Origin of the sequence: Cognatiyoonia sp., assembly GCF_965661665.1 — a bacterium.
Taxonomy (GTDB): Bacteria; Pseudomonadota; Alphaproteobacteria; order Rhodobacterales; family Rhodobacteraceae; genus Cognatiyoonia.
Genome location: NZ_CBFIEO010000009.1, coordinates 66,088 through 82,397, shown reverse-complemented (window position 1 = coordinate 82,397; position 16,310 = coordinate 66,088). Strand labels below are relative to the sequence as shown.

Genomic DNA, 16,310 nt, shown 5'->3' with positions numbered 1-16,310 from the left:
GGACTTACTCCTTAAAGTGTCGATAGGCGGCGGTCAGACCGGCAAGCGTGGCCCGATCACCTTGAACTTGCATCGCTTGTACGGATTGCGTCGCCAAAGCGTCAACATAGAGCTTTGAGAGCGCCCCCGCTCCAATCACCGCAATGTTCTGACCCAACCAGTAAGGCTTCGCACCGGCCAACTCGGCCCCAATCAAGAGCCCTGACAAGCGCCCCGTCGCATCCGCTGGGTCTTGCTCTCCCACAAGGCTTTCCGCACGGAGGGAGAAGAGCCGCGCTGCGAGCGTCGCTGGCCGCGACAACGCCTCGTCCAAGCCACGATTAAAGCCAGCGGGGTTCAGATCATCTGACAATGAATGGCGCAGGACGGAGTGTTTGCTCAACAGCCCAAACAACTCACCTGTCATAAAGGTCTGAAAACTGACCACTTCACCCGCACTGATATGAACCCATTTCGTGTGCGTCCCTGGCAAGCAGATCACCCCATCCCATCCGGTATTGAGCGCCAGAAAGCCGGCGATCTGTGTCTCCTCACCCCGCATCACATCCGCAGGGTCCATCTGCCGGATGCCCGGGATGATCCGCACGTCCAGATTGGGGTCTTTGACAGCAGGCCGCGCCAACTGTTGAACGGTGACAGGGCAGGGCACTATGTCATAAGCGGCCTCGACCCATCCCTGACGGCTCCCAACCATACCGCAGGCGATGACAGGTGTCTTGGCGCTCACCCACGGATCAACCAGTTCTTTCAATGCAGGCTCAAACGCATCAGGCGTCAGCCCGCTCATCCCTTTGTTGGACTGTGCCGCGTCCAAAACCGTGCCGCTGTCCGACATCGCCCAAACTCGCAGGTTCGACGTCCCCCAGTCTACTGCGATCCAATCGGCTTGGGTCATATCCGCTCCCCTTCAACGACCCACATTCGCTCTGGGAAGGACCAAGGCAACGTGACCCCGTGGCGCATCAGATAAGCCCCCGAAAGGGTCAGCTCTTGCGATTTCAAAGCTGTCGGCCCCCGCGACAAGGTTGGTGCCGTATCGCGGTTCACAAGGCGGATCACATACATCGCGTCCGCGTCCAAATCTGTCAGTCGCAAAGGCCGCGGCGCGATCTGGGCAGAGGTCGCGGCCTTGCCCGCAAACACCGCAAACTTGGTCCCATCGCGGGCAAGTTGCTGTTCCGCGATCACCGCTGGGTCTGCGCTGTCGAGCCGCAGGATATCCGCCTTTGTCATCCAGTCGCGGTTGTGCTTCCACCACGCGGTCACTTCGGATAGTACGCGCGCCTCGTGATCGGTCAATTCACGCGGGTCCATCTCAAACCCCATGTGCCGCTGCGCTGCGACCCACGACCGAAAGGAAATATCGAGCGTTCGACCGGAAGTATGACAGACACGTGGTCCGACATGGCTCCCCGTAACTGCCAAAGGTAGGAAGAGCGCCGCATCATGTTGAATGCGCAACCGTTCCAGCGCGTCGTTGCTGTCGGAAAGCCAGACCCGCTGCGTCCGCGCCAGAATGCCGAAGTCGATGCGGCCACCGCCTGACGCGCAGCTTTCAACCTCTACCTCTGGGAAGTCAGCCCGCAATCGATCAATCAGCACATAAGACCCCCGTGTCTGCGCCGCATCAGGCATTGGTAGTACACGGTTATGGTCCCATTTGATGTAGTCAATTTCGTTATCTTTCAGGATCGTCGACATCCGGTCATAAAGGTAATCGCGTACCTCAGGCAGCGCCATATTCAGCGCTTTCTGCTGACGCCCCAATGTCTGATCTTCCGACCCCAACACCCAATGCGGATTGGCGCGGTGGATGTCGCTGTCCTCATTGATCATCTCTGGTTCGAACCAGAGGCCGAAGGTCATCCCAAGCCCGTGGATATGTTCAATCAGCGGGTGCAATCCTTCTGGATATTTGCGCGGATCAACCGTCCAGTCGGACAGGCTGCGCGTGTCATCGTCCCGCTGTCCAAACCAGCCGTCATCCAGTACAAATCGCTCCGCTCCCAAAGCGGCAGCGCGATCTGCGATTTCCTTCAACACGGGCAGTTTGTGATCGAAATAGACCGCTTCCCAGCAGTTGTAGTGCACGGGGCGCGGCGCATCCGGCTTTGGCCATGTCACGATCCGATCCCGCAAGTGCCGTTGGAAGCTCACCGCGCACCCATTCAGCCCCGTGTCGGAATAGGTAATGTAGAGCTGCGCGGTCTTGAACTGCATCGCTGGCTCTGTCTCCATCCGCGCAGCGTGGCCCCATTGGATCTGACGGCGACCGTCCTGCAATTCCTCAGCAATCATCTTGTGACCGCCCGACCAGCCATAGTGAAAGCCGTAACATTCGCCCTCGGTGTTGGTCGTGCCTGTGGTTGGGATCAACAGACCGGGGAAGTGCTCATGCCCCGTCCGGCCCGTTCGGTTCTCCCGATACCGCATCCCTGCCGACCACGCGGTCCGGCTGATCTGAAACTCCCCACACCAGCGGCCAGAAACGTCAATCACCTCCTCCGATTGCTGCGGCGCGGGCAAAACAGGGGCCGCCAACCAATGCAGATGCACAGGACGCGTCGCGTCGAGTGTTGTCTGACAGGTGATCACATGGGTATCGCTGTCCACTTCAAAGAAGAAGGTCAGGTTCAGCCCGTTGGATGTGTCTTCATAGCGGAGTGTGAGGGTCCCGTTTTGCTCCGATCCCTTAAGACAGAACTTCGGCAACAGCGGCGTGCCGTCGGTATCCCTGACAATCAGCCCCGGCTGGCCAGGAAAGCTGCGCGTCGCCTCAGGACAGAGCGACAGATCAGGGTTCTCATCCAGCATCCCACCCGTCACGTCGATTATATTCGCCGCATGCAGCGTTTGTAGGTCTTCGTCGTCTGGCAACTGCGGACCCCAATAGACCGCTTGCGGCAAGCGATCATTCGTTGTGGTCAACACCAACGTCTGACGGCCATCGTCCAGCCGCCACGCCCGACTGATCATCGTTTGCCGTTGCGGCGCGACGCTCTGCTGCACAGACTGCTCTTCAACGCCAGACGGCATATCAGTCAAAGGTGTCATACGTGGTCCCGTTTACTTGACCGCACCAAGGGTCAGGCCAGCGATAAAGTGTTTCTGCATCAAGAAGAACATCGCAACCGGCGGCAAGGCCGCAACGATGGAGCCTGCGCTCATCAAGTGATACGCCGCCCGGAATTGGCTGTTAAAGGCTGTGATCCCCGCTGTCACGGGTTGCGCATCAGGACCTTGGGTCAACACGACCGCCCAGAAATAGTCGTTCCAGATAAAGGTGAAGATCAGCACCGACAGCGCCGCAATCGCAGGCTTCATCAGCGGCAAAACGATGTAGATAAAGATGCGCCACTCCGCCACGCCCTCGACTCGTGCCGCCTCGATCAAAGGGAAGGGCAGGGCGCGGATAAAGTTCCGCATGAAGAGCGTGCAGAATCCAGTCTGGAACGCAATGTGGAACAGGATCAGGCCCGTCTTGGTGTCATAGAGGTTCATGTTCACGGTCAGGTCCCGGACCGGCACCATCAGGATTTGGAACGGTACAAAGTTGCCCGCGATGAACATGAAGAAAATCAGCATGTTCCCTTTGAACTTATAGACGCCAAGCGCAAATCCCGTCATGCACGACAAGGCGACTGTGCCAATCACCGTCGGCACCGTGATCATGACGGAGTTCAGCAGATATCGCGGCATGTCGGATTCAAAGAACACCTTCCCATAGTTGGTGAAGAACTCGAAAGATGACGGCATGCCCCAGAAGTTGCCTTGGACAAAATCCCCGTCAGGCTTGATGGAAAAGATCATCACCGCGATCAGCGGCAACAGCCACAGGATTAGCGCCACAGGTAGGAAGGCTTGGTAGCCGACTTGAACCACGCGGGATTGCTGTTCGATAGGTCTTGGAAACATCTTTCTCGCCCCCTATCGCGCCGCTTGGTCGTCGCGCCACATTGAGTACAGGAAGTACGCAATGAACCCGAGCATGATGAAGAAGAGGACAACCGCAATCGCTGCGCCATAGCCCATGCGGAATCCAAATTCTGACAGGGATTCCTCGAACATGTAGAATGACAGCACTCGGGTTGATCCGAACGGCCCGCCGTTGGTCATCACAGCGATGAAGTCAAAAGACCGCAGCGCGCCAATGATCGTCACCACGAAGGCGATGAAGGTCGCGGGCTTGAGTTGTGGGATGATGACATACCACAGCATCTTCCAACCTTTGGCGCCATCTAAGCGACCCGCCTCAACCTGCTCTGGATCCACAGTATTGAGACCAGTGAGGTAAAGGATCATGCAGTATGCCGTCTGTGGCCAAAGACCTGCAGCGATGATGCCGTATGTCGCGGTGTTCGGGTTGCCCAATACACCGCCGCGTATATCAATTCCGAACCAACCGGTGATGACGTCAAAAAGGCCGTCATTGGGCAGGTAGAACCAGCTGAACACAAGGCCTACAACCACCTGTGAAATCACGAACGGGAAGAAGAATAGTGACTTATAAAGCCGGATGCCCCGCACCGTCTGGTTCAGGAAGAGCGCGATGAAAAGCCCCATCGGGATCGCCAGCAGGTACAAAACTAACCAACGCAGGTTGTTCCAGAATGAGACTTCAAATTTGCGATCGATTTTCTGGTCGCCAATGCCCAACAACCGCTCATAGTTTGCAGTTCCGATATAGACCTTTTCGCCCAGGCCATCCCACTGATGCATTGAAATCCAGAACGACTGACCGATTGGAATAATGACATAGACGGCGAAAAACAGAACGGCCGGCGCGAGGAAAAGCCACGGGGTGATTGCAATCTCGTTGCGTTTATACCAACCCCGTTGGGCAGGCGCATTGGTGCTGGCTGCCGCCATGGCTATGCCTCTCAAAGGTCAACTCATGCGAAAAGCCACGCGGCCTTGCGGATAAGTTGAGAAGGGGGCGGCGCACCGCCCCCAAATCATGATTACTGGTAGATACGCTGACGTGTCTCTTCAAGGCGCTCAAGGATGTCATCCAGATTGTCTGGGAACACCATGAACTCCTGCAGACCTTCCATGCCGACGGATGCCATCTCAGCAGAGAAATCACGGTCGAAGAACTGCATGATGCCGCCACCAGCGTTGTTGGACAGCATGTTGAAGCCTTCCTGAATGAACTTGTCATCAGAAACCTGCGCCTTTGCGTTCACTGGAAGCTGGCCCAGTGCGTCGCCGCCGTTGATTTCTGTCTGAACATCAGGAGATGTGACATACAGTAAGAACGCTTTTGCCGCGTCGACGTTCTGAGCGCCAGAAGCGATGTGGAACGTGTCGGTTGGTGCGTCTTCCGCGTAATCAACGTCTGGGTTGATTTTTGGGAACTGGTAGAAGTCCAGCTGGTCGTCTGTCAGGCCACCATCACGGAACGCCGCGACAGAGAAGTTACCCATCAGATAGGCTGTTGCTTCACCGTCGATCATGAACGGCATCGCTTCCTGCCAGCTGTAAGACTGGTGGTCGTCGATGAAGGCGCCCATGTCGATTAGCTCACGCCAGTTGGCGAAAGTTGCGCGTACACGGTCATCTGTCCACGGCACCTGACCTGTGGCCAGCTCGATGTGGAAATCATAACCGTTTGTGCGGGAGTTGATGTAGTCGAACCAACCGCCAGCCGTCCACAGGAACTTGGAGCCGATAGTGTAGCACTTGCGGCCAGAATCAATGATCGCTTGGCAGTTTGCTTTCTCTTCTTCCCAAGTTGCTGGCTCAGTCAGGCCCAACTCTTCGAAGATATCTTTGCGGTAGTAGACGCCCCACTGGTAGTACGTATACGGCACGCCCCACTGCTTACCATCAAGGGTCATAGCGCCTTTTGTGGAAGCAAGGTCAGACATCTCAGGCTCGTCCCAAAGGTCGGAGATGTCCATGAAAAGGCCAGCTTCGACATAAGGCAGCATGCGTGTTGCCGCGTACCAGTTAACAACGTCCGGCGGGTTCGCGGACAGCGCGTTGCGGATCTGTGTTTTCCACGCTTCGCGGTCAACAATAGTCAGTTCCACGTCAAGGTTCGGATGCAGCGCGTCAAAGTCTGTGGCAAGCTTTTCCATCACCGCACGTGGTGCAGGGTTGGACATGTCAGAGCTGATGCGAAGTGTGCCGGAAAGGCCGTGGCCGTCGGCAGTGGCTGATGTTGCTACGCCAGCAGCAACCAACGCCGCGAGCGACGTTTTGGTAATGGAATGCATGGTATCCTCCCTAGATGCTTCCATGATGTAAAACCGCATTTCTCAATGGTTTCATTATTCGAAACTTGGTTTTGGATGTTGATACTAAATCGCGACTCACCTAAGCTTGTCAATATGCTCGTGGTGAGGTGTGACCACAAAGCGCTCGCCTCATGGGAGGTGCGAGTAGGGAGGAATTGAATGTCGCGCGGGTCCGGGGACGGCACGGTTGGCAAGGCTTTGGAGGTCTTGGAAGAGGTCGCAGATTTCGGCCGTCCTGTGCGGTTCAATGATGTCCTCGCAAACTCTCGATTTCCCAAACCCACGCTCTACCGCCTGATCCAAACCCTGACCAATCAGGGGATGCTGGACTATGATCCTGATCGCTTCACCTATGCCCCCGGTGCGCGGCTGGTGCGGCTGGCCCATTTCGCGTGGCGGCAGTCGTCCTTGGCGCAAGTCGCCAGCCCCTATTTGCACGAGCTAAGTGAAAAAACCGGCGAAACGGTACACCTCGCGCAACTCGATAGTGCACAGGTTCTCTACCTCGACAAACGCAACGCCACGCAGCCGATCGAGATGTACAGTCAGGCCGGAAAAGTTGGCCCCGCCTACTGCACGGGCGTGGGTAAGGTCATGCTGGCGTATGTGCCAGAGGACGAGGCAGAAGCGATCATCGGCCAGCAATCCTTCCACATCTTCACGGAACACACCCTCGCCAATGCTGATGCGCTGAAAGAGGAACTCGCCGAGATCCGCGAACATGGCTACGGCTTCGACCGTGAAGAACATGAACCCGGGATCATTTGCGTCGCCATGCCGATTTTGACGGAGCGGGGCCGCATCCTTGGCGCCCTTTCTGTCACCAGTACCACCCTGCGCACCAACCTTGCGAGTTTGGAAAAGAACGTCCCGCTGCTGAAATCGGCAGCGGATGCAATTGCGAAAGAAGCCCAGCACTGGTCTTCGCCAGACTACCAGAAACAACAAGTAACAGGAACCTAAACCATGCCCGGTGTCACCATGAACAAGGTCGTCAAACGCTATGGCGATGTGCAGGTTATTCACGGCATTGATCTGAAAATTGAGGATGGCGAATTCTGCGTCTTCGTCGGCCCCTCCGGTTGCGGTAAATCCACGCTGCTGCGCATGGTCGCCGGACTGGAGGAAACCACCGAGGGCGAGATGTTCATCGGGGATCGTAACGTGACCAAGCTCGACCCATCCGACCGCTGCGTCTCGATGGTGTTCCAAACATACGCGCTCTACCCACATATGACGGTGAAGGAGAACATGGGCTTTGGCCTTAAAATGAATGGCCACCCGAAGGCGGAGATTGAAGAGAAGGTCGCTGAAGCCAGCCGCATCCTGAAGCTTGACGAATACCTCGCCCGCAAACCCGCGGCCCTCTCTGGCGGTCAGCGACAGCGGGTGTCCATTGGGCGAGCAATTGTCCGTGGCCCTGATGTGTTCCTCTTTGATGAACCCCTCTCCAACCTCGACGCCGAATTGCGCGTTGAAATGCGGGTGGAGATTGCGCGCCTGCACAAAGAGATTGGCGCGACGATGATCTACGTGACCCACGATCAGGTCGAAGCGATGACATTGGCCGACAAGATCGTCGTCCTCCGCCTTGGCAATATTGAACAGGTCGGTGCGCCTATGGACCTCTACCGTGACCCCGACAACAAATTCGTCGCGGGCTTTATCGGCTCTCCAGCCATGAACTTCATGAACGGTACTGTTGCGGATGGCGGCGTCGAGGTGCCGAACCTCCAAATGACGGTGCCTGTCCCCATCGCCGCCGCATACAAGGGTTACGCTGTGTCAGCGGGCCTGCGCCCCGAACACCTGACTATCGATCGCAGCGGTACCAGCATGAAGGTCGAAATGACAGAAAGCCTTGGCGGCATTTCCTACGCCTACCTGATCGGTGCGACGGGGGAGCGGATCATCATCGAAGAACGTGGCGACGAACGTGTCAGCGAAGGCGAAACCGTCGGCCTCAGTTTTGAGCCTGAACGCCTCTACCTCTTTGATGCCAAGACAGAGCAGCGCATTCGCGGTTGAGAACACTAAAGGCACGAAAAAGCCCCGGTCCAGACCGGGGCTTTTTGTTTAGACGCGCTTGCCGTAGTACAAGCCAACCACATGCTCGGCCTGCGCAAAGAAGAGCCAGCGGAGGGTCAAAACGCCAACGATGTGGCTCAAAGCAGCAAGGCCAAGGATCATCAGGCTGATGACTGACAGGTTCAGCGCCAACAGCAAGAACGGCACCACAAAGGCAAAGACGATCGTGATGATCCTCAGCTTTTGGACATGCTTGCGCCCGACCTCAAAGGCGAATTCCTTCAACAGATAGTTGGTGCCCGTATGTGGCGGCTCAAATGCCCGTACGGCTCCAATGTCGCCCAAGCCCGTCGCATTCGATAGGCTTGATCCGCTCTCAGCAAACCGCGTGTCACCGCTCACCCAATAATACGCGGTTATGAACCCCGCGATGGCGAGCATAACGAGCGCGATCAGGATGTTACCAGTCAGCAAAGCGCCGCCCGTGACGGCAAGGTCAATAAACAGTACAGGCGTGCTCCAATGCTTCCAGCGTGGCACTGTGTTCATCTGCGCGTAGATCATCGATGTAGTGAAGACGACGCCCAGTGATCCCAAGGCCCCAATCAGCCCCAAAATCGCAATCTGTGTGTTAAAGAACACCAGCCCCGCGCCATAAATCGCCATGACGACCAGTGAAACCACCGCACAAACAGCTTCGCGGCTCAACCAGCTCGACCGCCACTGGCTGAACGCTTTCACAAACCGTTCTGGATGGCCAAGGTGGAACATCGATGAAATCAGCCCGCCCACAGCCATGATATAGGCCAAAGCAAACATGAAAAAGGCGGCCCAAGCTGTCGGTGCAGGCAGGCCCAGACCCAAGAAAAACAGCATCCCAAACCCCATGGCAGAGAATGTGTTGAAGATAATAACGGAAGGTGCTGGATGCATTACTTTGCTCCCCCTGGCAGGGCGGTTAGGGCTTTATCGAGCCATCCCATCAACCCTTTTGCGTCTTCGGCCACAGGCTCAAGATATGGCGCCAAGATATCAATCTCAGGCTCCACATCCTTCGGGCGCGGTGGCAGGTATTTGTTCACGGGCTTGGTGCCTTGCTCTGGCATCAGGTCAAACCCGCCCCGCTCTGCAACAAGCTGGCTGACATCACTGTCCGGATCGCCAAGATCACCAAAGTGCCGTGCCCCTGCTGGGCAGGTCCGCACACAGGCAGGCTGACGGTCTTCTTCCGGCAAATTCTCGTTATAAATCCGGTCGACACACAGGGTACATTTTTTCATCACACCTTCAGCCGCGTCCAACTCTCGCGCGCCATAGGGACAGGCCCACGCGCAAAGCCCGCACCCAATGCAATCCTGCTCATTTACAAGCACGATCCCATCCTCTTGCCGCTTATAGCTCGCCCCTGTCGGACAAACCGTCACGCAAGGCGCGTCCTCACAATGCAGGCAGGACTTTGGAAAATGGATCAACTGCGCCGTGCCATTCTCCGGCTGCACCTCATAAGAATGCACGCGGTTCAGAAACGTCCCTGACGCCGCGCCGGAATAGGCGTTCTGATCCGACAGCGGCGCGCCGTAATTCTCCGTATTCCAGCCTTTGCAACTGATCACACAAGCATGGCACCCCACACAGGTATCAAGGTCGATGACAAGGCCAAGCTTCTTGGCCGATGGCGGTGGTAAAGTCGTCATGGTTAGTCTCCCACCTTCCATTGCAGATCTTTCGGGCCTTTCGGCACCGGCGATTTGATCGCCGGCACTTTTGGAACAAGTTCGTTTGTTTGCGTTGATTTCTCGATCTTCACGCGCAGGTCGAACCATGCGGCCTGACCTGTAATCGGGTCAGAGTTGGCCCACCTCAGCCCGTCGCCCTTGGGTGGCAAAAGCTCGTGAATGAGGTGGTTCAAGAGGAAGCCTTTGGTCGTCTCTGACGCATCTTCCTCCAAAGCCCATGCGCCTTTGCGCTTACCAATCGCGTTCCATGTCCAGACCGTGTTTTCGTTCAGCGACGCTTGATGCGAGACCGGCACCACGATGTGACCGTGGGCAGAGGACACCTTGGCCCAGTCGCCCTCTTCAAACCCATGCGCTTCCCAAACCTTGGTCGGCAGATAGAGCGGGTTGTGCCCGTGGATTTGACGCAGCCACGCGTTCTGTGTGCCCCACGAATGATACATCGCCATAGGCCGCTGGGTCAGGGCGTGGATCGGGTATTCGTCGGAATCGACATGATCGTCCTCAAAGGGCGCATACCAGATCGGTAACGGATCCATCGTCTCCTTGATCCGTTCACGCAGGTGATCCGGTGGTTGGCGAGTGCCGACCCCTTCAGCGGCCAGTTGGAACTTCCGCATCGGCTCCACATAAAGCTGGAAGATGTAGGGCTGTATCGCATCATAGAACCCCATCTTCACCGCCCAATTCTGATAGGCTGCGTTGAACGGTTTGTAGTAAGCGCAATCCTCCGGCACATGTTCGATCCAGAAACCACCGTTTTCGATATAGCGGTCGATCTGGTTCGGGTTCACTTCCCCACGACCGTGCTCCTCCCCATTCCCACGAAAGCCCGCCAACGGCCCGATACCGGGGCGGCGGATGTGGTTGGTAATGTAATCGGCATAGTCTTTGTACTTGGAACTGCCATCGTCGTTGACGAATCCGGACATGCCCAGTCGCGCACCCAGATCACAAAGAACGGATTGAAACCCGCGCACGTCGCGGTCCGGCTCCACCACCGGCCAGCGGATCGCATCGGCCACGCCATCAGCCTCACAAATTGGACGGTCGAGGAGCGAAATACAATCGTGCCGCTCAAGATAGGTCGTGTCTGGCAACACCAGATCGGCATAGGACACCATCTCCGACGAATAGGCGTCTGAGTAGATGATGTTCGGGATCACATAGTTCCCGTCCTCATCTATATCGGTCAGCATGTTCATCACACCCGAGGTGTTCATGGTGGAGTTCCACGACATGTTCGCCATGTACATGAACAGCGTGTCGATCTTGTAAGGCACGCCCGCATGCGCATTGGAAATCACCATATGCATCAGCCCGTGGGCTGACATTGGATTCTCCCATGAATAAGCCTTGTCTATGCGGATCGGTGAACCGTCGTCGTTAATGCACAGGTCTTCTGGCCCCTGAGTATAGCCAAGGTGTGGACCATCCAGCGCCTCACCCGGTGTCACCTTGCAATGGGGCTTCGGGTGCGCCGTTGCGGGCTTGGGGTAGGGCGGTTTGAACCGCATCCCACCCGGTGTTTCCACCGTGCCAAGTATGATCTGCAAGGTATGCAACGCGCGGCAGGTTTGGAACCCGTTGGAATGCGCTGAAATCCCGCGCATGGCGTGGAAGCTCACAGGCCGCCCGACCATTTTATCATGCTTCACACCGCGGAAGTCGGTCCATTCGCGTTTCAGCTCGATCGCCTCATCAAAAGCGATCCGCGCCAGCTCCGCTGCCATCTGGCGGATGCGCTTTGGCGTCAAACCACACTTCTCGGCAACAATCTCTGGCGCGTAGTCGTCAGACATGTACCGTTCGGCCATCGAATGGAAGACGGTGCGATGCGTGACGCCTTTCGCTCGATGCGTGCCCGCCAAATCCGGCTCGACCCCCGCACCGTTCCACGGCGCGAGCTTGCCTGTCCGGCGGTCAATCACCTGCGGCTGACCGTCTTTGTCGCGCAGGAACAATCCGCGCTGCTTACTGGCAGGATCTTCGTTAATCAGGACGGAGGCATTGGTGAATCGTGCCAGATACTCAAGATCAATTTTCCCTGCCTTCATCAGACAGTGAACCATCGACAGGATGAACAAACCATCAGTGCCAGGCGTGATCCCCAACCAGTCATCCGCAACCGCGTTATAGCCCGTGCGGATCGGGTTCACGCCGACAACTCTGGCACCGTTTTTCTTGGCCTTGCCGATGCCCATCTTAATGGGGTTGGAATCGTGATCTTCAGCCACCCCAAAGATCATCACCATCTTGGTCAAATCCCAATCGGGTTGCCCAAACTCCCAAAACGCACCGCCCATGGTGTAGATGCCAGCAGCGGCCATGTTCACCGAACAGAACCCGCCATGCGCGGCAAAGTTCGGCGTGCCATAAGACTGTGCCCAAAGCCCCGTGAACGATTGTGACTGGTCACGCCCTGTGAAAAACGCCAACTTTTCAGGGTTCTTCTCCCGGATAGGCTTTAACAACCCAACCGCAATCTCCAACGCCTCGTCCCAGCTGATCTCTTCAAACTCACCTGACCCGCGTGGCCCAACACGCTTCAATGGCGCACGCAGGCGGGAGGGCGCGTTGTGCTGCATGATGCCCGCGGACCCTTTGGCGCAGAGCACACCTTGGTTCACTGGATGATCGCGGTTGCCCTCGATATAGGCCACCTTGCCGTTCTTCATGTGAACATTGATCCCGCAGCGGCAGGCGCACATATAGCACGTCGTTTTGCGTACCTCGTCCGAAACCTTCGGTGATGTATCTACATGGGGCTGGTCGAGCGACATGGCATTCCCTTTCAAGAGAGCTGAGTTCGGATCAATCCCGCACCCGCCAAAGCGCAGAGCAGAACCAAACAAAACGGACGATAGTACGTAGCCAACCGTTCAATAAAGAGCTGTTGACCAAGAAAGACCCCGAACACTGTCGGGATCGCGAAAATGAGCCCTCGCGCCACGCTGCCCGATGTCATCACTCCAAATGCAAGCATGATTACCATCGACATGATGAGGCTGAGGAAAAGATAGAGCACAAGCGTGCCGCGCATCGACCGCGCGGCGGCATCGCTTGCCAAGACATAAAGCGCGACAACCATGCCGCCGACGCTGGCCAGACCGCTCGCAATGCCGGAGATGAATCCACTGCCATAAAGACCGGGGCGCGTTGCAAGGAAGGGCATCCGCACCTTCGCAAGCTGTAGGATGGCCAGCAGGACAATCACCATAAGCGCGATCATGGTCGACATTTCGATATTCAGGCTTGTGGTCAGCCAAAGGCCAATGGGCCACCCAATGACCCCGCCGATCACCAAACCATAGGCCGTGGTGCGGTCGGCATCGGCCCAGCCGCCCTTGAGCATAATCAAAGACGCCGAAAGCTCCAGCCACCACAACATCGGGATCAGCTCAATGGGCGGTAGAATAATCACTGCTGCGGCCATAATCAGCGCGGATAAGGCAAAGCCGGAAAACCCGCGCACAATGCCCGCTGCCACGACAATCGCGGTGAGGAGCCAAAACTCCCCCTGCGAAAGCACTGCTGCATCGTAAAGCCAGCTCATGCGTCGGCCTCGATAAGCTGCAAAGCATCCCGCGCGATGGCTTTCTCTTCATCGGCTGCAATCACATGCACGTCGACATCGCCCAGAAAGCTCAGATGTGCCATGATCTGATCGCGCACGGGTGCCGCGTTTTCGCCAATGCCGCCGGTAAAGGCGACCGCGTCAACGCCACCCATCGCGACAATGGCCGATCCCGCATGTCGCGCAGCCCAGTAGCAGAAATGCTCCACCGCGAAGGCCGCTTCGTCGTCTTCCCGCTCAAGCAGCGTCTTCATGTTTTTGTCGCCCGCAAGCGCCTTCAAACCACTGTTTTTGTTGAGTATTTTGTCTGTTTCATCCTCACCCAACGCATGCGACATCCGCAGGACTGCGGCCCCGTCAATGTCACCTGACCGCGTGCCCATCGTCAGACCGGACAGGGGCGAATAGCCCATAGAGTTCGCAATAGACTTGCCATCCTTGATCGCGCCGAGCGACGCACCATTGCCCAGATGCATCGCCAAAAGGCGGCTGGGCAAAGCCTCACTAAATTCAGCGACCATGTTCGAATAAGACAGCCCATGAAAGCCATAACGCCGGATGCCCGCATCATGCTGTGTTTGCGGAATGGCGTATCTGACGGCCATTGCAGGGCTGGTGGCGTGGAAAGCCGTTTCAAAACTGCAATATTGGGGCAGGTCGGGGGCCAGTTCCTGCAAGGCAATGATCGCTGCCACATTGTGCGGATTGTGCAAGGGGGCCAGCGGTACGCAGCTTTCAATGGCGGAAATCACTTGTGCCGTCACCCGCGCAGGCGTTGTCAGGATGGTCCCGCCATGTACCACGCGATGCGCTGCGGCGGAAAGCTGATCCAGCGTGATGCCTTGGGCGGCCAAAGCCTCCAGCATCGCGTTCAGGGCTGCTGCGTGGTCTTGCGTCGTCACCGCGCCCGACTGATCGCCCAAGGACAGTTTGCCTTCCGTCCCGATATTCGTTACTGAACCGCTCAACAAAGACGTCAACGCAAGGTCGAACACTTCGACCTTTAGCGATGATGACCCTGCGTTGAGAACCAAGATCATTTCGGGATCGCACACTTGATGGCGGCAAGTGCAACCGACGCCATCCGCGCTGCCGCTGGGTCCGCGCGGGAGGTGAGTAAGATCGGCACTTTCGCCCCTGTCACCACGCCTGCAGCACAGCCACCACCCACATACACAAACGCTTTGAAAAGTGCGTTGCCCGACTCAATATCCGGCACGATGATCGCATCGGCTTGGCCCGTCACCGGATCATCGGTCAGCTTTTTGGTCGCAACTGCCGCAGGTGACAGGATCAAATCAAACGCCAAGGGGCCGGACACATCCGCCTCCGGCACTTCTGCCTTGGCCCAGTCTGCCAGCTCTTTGGCTTCCATCGAAGACGGCACCGACGGGATCGCGCTTTCTGTGGCCGACAGGATCGCCAGCTTTGGTCGCGCTGTGCCTAAACGGATCAACAAATCCGTGACCTCACGGATCGCATCCTGCCGCGTCTCAATCGAAGGATCGACGTTTACCGCCGCGTCTGAGACGAGCATTGGTTTCGACCCATCCGGCGGGCTGATGTGGAAGATATGCACGAACCGGCTGCCCGTGCGCAGCCCAGCGTCGCGGCTTACGGCAGCTTTCATAAACACGTCTGTGTGCAGCTGTCCTTTCATAAGTACATCCGCCTCACCCGCACTGCAGAGTGCCGCCGCCTTCTGGCCCGCTTCTTCTTCGCCCGTGGTGTCATGCAAGGCAAAGCCCGAAATATCCCAGTCGAGAGCAGCGGCTTCCGCCTCAATCATATCCCGCTCACCCACAAAGACGGGGATCATCAGGTCGGCCTCTGTCGCCTCCTTCGCCGCTTGCATCGGCAAAGGCGCACCAGCGCGGGCAATCGCAACCCGTGGACTGCCAAAATCCTGACCCATCTTGATCAGATCGGCCGGCGCTTGGACGTTAGCGGTGGAAAGGAAAGAAGACGCTGTCATATTACATGCTCACAAAAGGGTTCTCAGCAACCCAAGGGCCGCAAGGGTCATAAGAAGGTAAATCGTAAATCTCCGAAACCCCTCTGGTGAGGTAGCCGTGAACCGCCTGCTGCCCAGCCAAATACCCAGCCCCAAAATTGGAAACGCCATAGCCAATCCAAGCGCCGTGTCCCATGTGACCAATCCGCCGCGCCAGAGGAGCGGCAGCGTCATCAGGTCCAGCCCTGTCAAAAACACAATCATGGTCGAGCGAAACGCCGCAGGCGTCATCGGTTGCGCGGTCATAAAGGCTGCCGCTGGCAATCCGCCCACACCTGCGCCGTTGAACGCACCGGCCAGCACGCCGACGCCGATGTGCCCCGGCGCGCCGATGCGGCGCGTCAAGGTCCAGCCCGACAACAGCACCAGCGACATTGCCAAGACCATGACCGAAACTGCGATGCGCACCGTCTCTGATCCCATGGACAATATGCCCCAAACGGAAAAGGGCAGCGCGATAGCTGCCCCACCCAACAAAGCCCCCACACGTCGCCAGTCCACATGTCCGCGAATGCCGCGGGCCTGAAAGACTGTCATGAGGATCTCGCATGCAAATACCACCGGTATGAGGGGCAAAGGGTTTGTAACAAGAGCTGCGGAAGCGATAAAAATCGCTGAAAACCCAAAGCCCGAATAACCCCGGACATAGGCCGCCCCCAGCAATGAAATTGCGAGGACGGCCAATGTTCCGTGAGTTAACTCAAAAAGCACAC

At 57.1% G+C, this 16,310-nt stretch carries 14 protein-coding genes; 2 read left to right on the top strand and 12 right to left on the bottom strand.

Annotation, left to right across the window (positions count from 1 at the left end; genetic code table 11):
* Positions 1-4: 4 nt before the first annotated feature.
* The 5 genes from ACTF5F_RS07760 to ACTF5F_RS07740 all read right to left on the bottom strand — a co-directional run bounded on the left by ACTF5F_RS07760 (position 5) and on the right by ACTF5F_RS07740 (position 6,221).
* A complete protein-coding gene (locus ACTF5F_RS07760; RefSeq protein WP_438956303.1) occupies positions 5-895 on the bottom strand; it encodes a 2-dehydro-3-deoxygalactonokinase in 891 nt (296 codons plus the stop codon).
* On the bottom strand, positions 892-2,976 hold the full coding sequence (locus ACTF5F_RS07755; protein WP_438956330.1) for an alpha-galactosidase: 2,085 nt from the start codon (positions 2,974-2,976) through the stop codon (positions 892-894). The genes ACTF5F_RS07760 and ACTF5F_RS07755 overlap by 4 nt, the downstream gene beginning before the upstream one ends.
* Before the next feature lie 90 nt (positions 2,977-3,066).
* Positions 3,067-3,915, bottom strand: coding sequence for a carbohydrate ABC transporter permease (locus ACTF5F_RS07750; protein ID WP_438956302.1), 849 nt, complete (start codon positions 3,913-3,915; stop codon positions 3,067-3,069).
* 12 nt (positions 3,916-3,927) lie between these two features.
* Positions 3,928-4,869 (bottom strand): carbohydrate ABC transporter permease, encoded by a 942-nt coding sequence (locus ACTF5F_RS07745; protein ID WP_438956301.1) that lies wholly within the window; start codon positions 4,867-4,869, stop codon positions 3,928-3,930.
* A gap of 92 nt (positions 4,870-4,961) precedes the next feature.
* Positions 4,962-6,221, bottom strand: a complete 1,260-nt coding sequence (locus ACTF5F_RS07740; RefSeq protein ID WP_438956300.1) for an ABC transporter substrate-binding protein — start codon at positions 6,219-6,221, stop codon at positions 4,962-4,964.
* A gap of 180 nt (positions 6,222-6,401) precedes the next feature.
* Between ACTF5F_RS07740 and ACTF5F_RS07735 the strand changes: the two genes are divergently transcribed.
* Together ACTF5F_RS07735 and ACTF5F_RS07730 are read left to right on the top strand one after the other, a co-directional pair.
* Complete coding sequence (locus tag ACTF5F_RS07735; protein ID WP_438956299.1) at positions 6,402-7,205, top strand: IclR family transcriptional regulator; 804 nt, start codon at positions 6,402-6,404, stop codon at positions 7,203-7,205.
* A 3-nt stretch (positions 7,206-7,208) separates the two neighbouring features.
* Positions 7,209-8,270, top strand: coding sequence for an ABC transporter ATP-binding protein (locus ACTF5F_RS07730; RefSeq protein WP_438956298.1), 1,062 nt, complete (start codon positions 7,209-7,211; stop codon positions 8,268-8,270).
* A 48-nt stretch (positions 8,271-8,318) separates the two neighbouring features.
* Here ACTF5F_RS07730 and ACTF5F_RS07725 read toward each other — a convergent pair whose 3' ends face one another.
* The 7 genes from ACTF5F_RS07725 to ACTF5F_RS07695 are packed head-to-tail and all read right to left on the bottom strand — an operon-like array spanning position 8,319 to position 16,308.
* Positions 8,319-9,203 (bottom strand): dimethyl sulfoxide reductase anchor subunit family protein, encoded by an 885-nt coding sequence (locus tag ACTF5F_RS07725; protein ID WP_438956297.1) that lies wholly within the window; start codon positions 9,201-9,203, stop codon positions 8,319-8,321.
* The gene (locus tag ACTF5F_RS07720) at positions 9,203-9,964 is read right to left on the bottom strand and encodes a 4Fe-4S dicluster domain-containing protein (protein WP_438956296.1); all 762 of its coding nucleotides are present in this window, start codon (positions 9,962-9,964) and stop codon (positions 9,203-9,205) included. The genes ACTF5F_RS07725 and ACTF5F_RS07720 overlap by 1 nt, the downstream gene beginning before the upstream one ends.
* Before the next feature lie 2 nt (positions 9,965-9,966).
* Positions 9,967-12,789 carry a molybdopterin oxidoreductase family protein gene (locus tag ACTF5F_RS07715; RefSeq protein ID WP_438956295.1) on the bottom strand — a complete coding sequence of 941 codons (2,823 nt, stop codon included), beginning with the start codon at positions 12,787-12,789 and terminating at the stop codon, positions 9,967-9,969.
* An 11-nt stretch (positions 12,790-12,800) separates the two neighbouring features.
* Positions 12,801-13,562 carry a TSUP family transporter gene (locus tag ACTF5F_RS07710; protein ID WP_438956294.1) on the bottom strand — a complete coding sequence of 254 codons (762 nt, stop codon included), beginning with the start codon at positions 13,560-13,562 and terminating at the stop codon, positions 12,801-12,803.
* The gene (locus ACTF5F_RS07705; protein WP_438956293.1) at positions 13,559-14,623 is read right to left on the bottom strand and encodes an acetate/propionate family kinase; all 1,065 of its coding nucleotides are present in this window, start codon (positions 14,621-14,623) and stop codon (positions 13,559-13,561) included. Before ACTF5F_RS07705 ends, ACTF5F_RS07710 begins: the two co-directional genes overlap by 4 nt.
* Complete coding sequence (locus ACTF5F_RS07700; RefSeq protein WP_438956292.1) at positions 14,620-15,558, bottom strand: phosphate acyltransferase; 939 nt, start codon at positions 15,556-15,558, stop codon at positions 14,620-14,622. Before ACTF5F_RS07700 ends, ACTF5F_RS07705 begins: the two co-directional genes overlap by 4 nt.
* A gap of 9 nt (positions 15,559-15,567) precedes the next feature.
* Positions 15,568-16,308, bottom strand: coding sequence for a sulfite exporter TauE/SafE family protein (locus ACTF5F_RS07695; protein ID WP_438956291.1), 741 nt, complete (start codon positions 16,306-16,308; stop codon positions 15,568-15,570).
* Between the last annotated feature and the right edge of the window lie 2 nt (positions 16,309-16,310).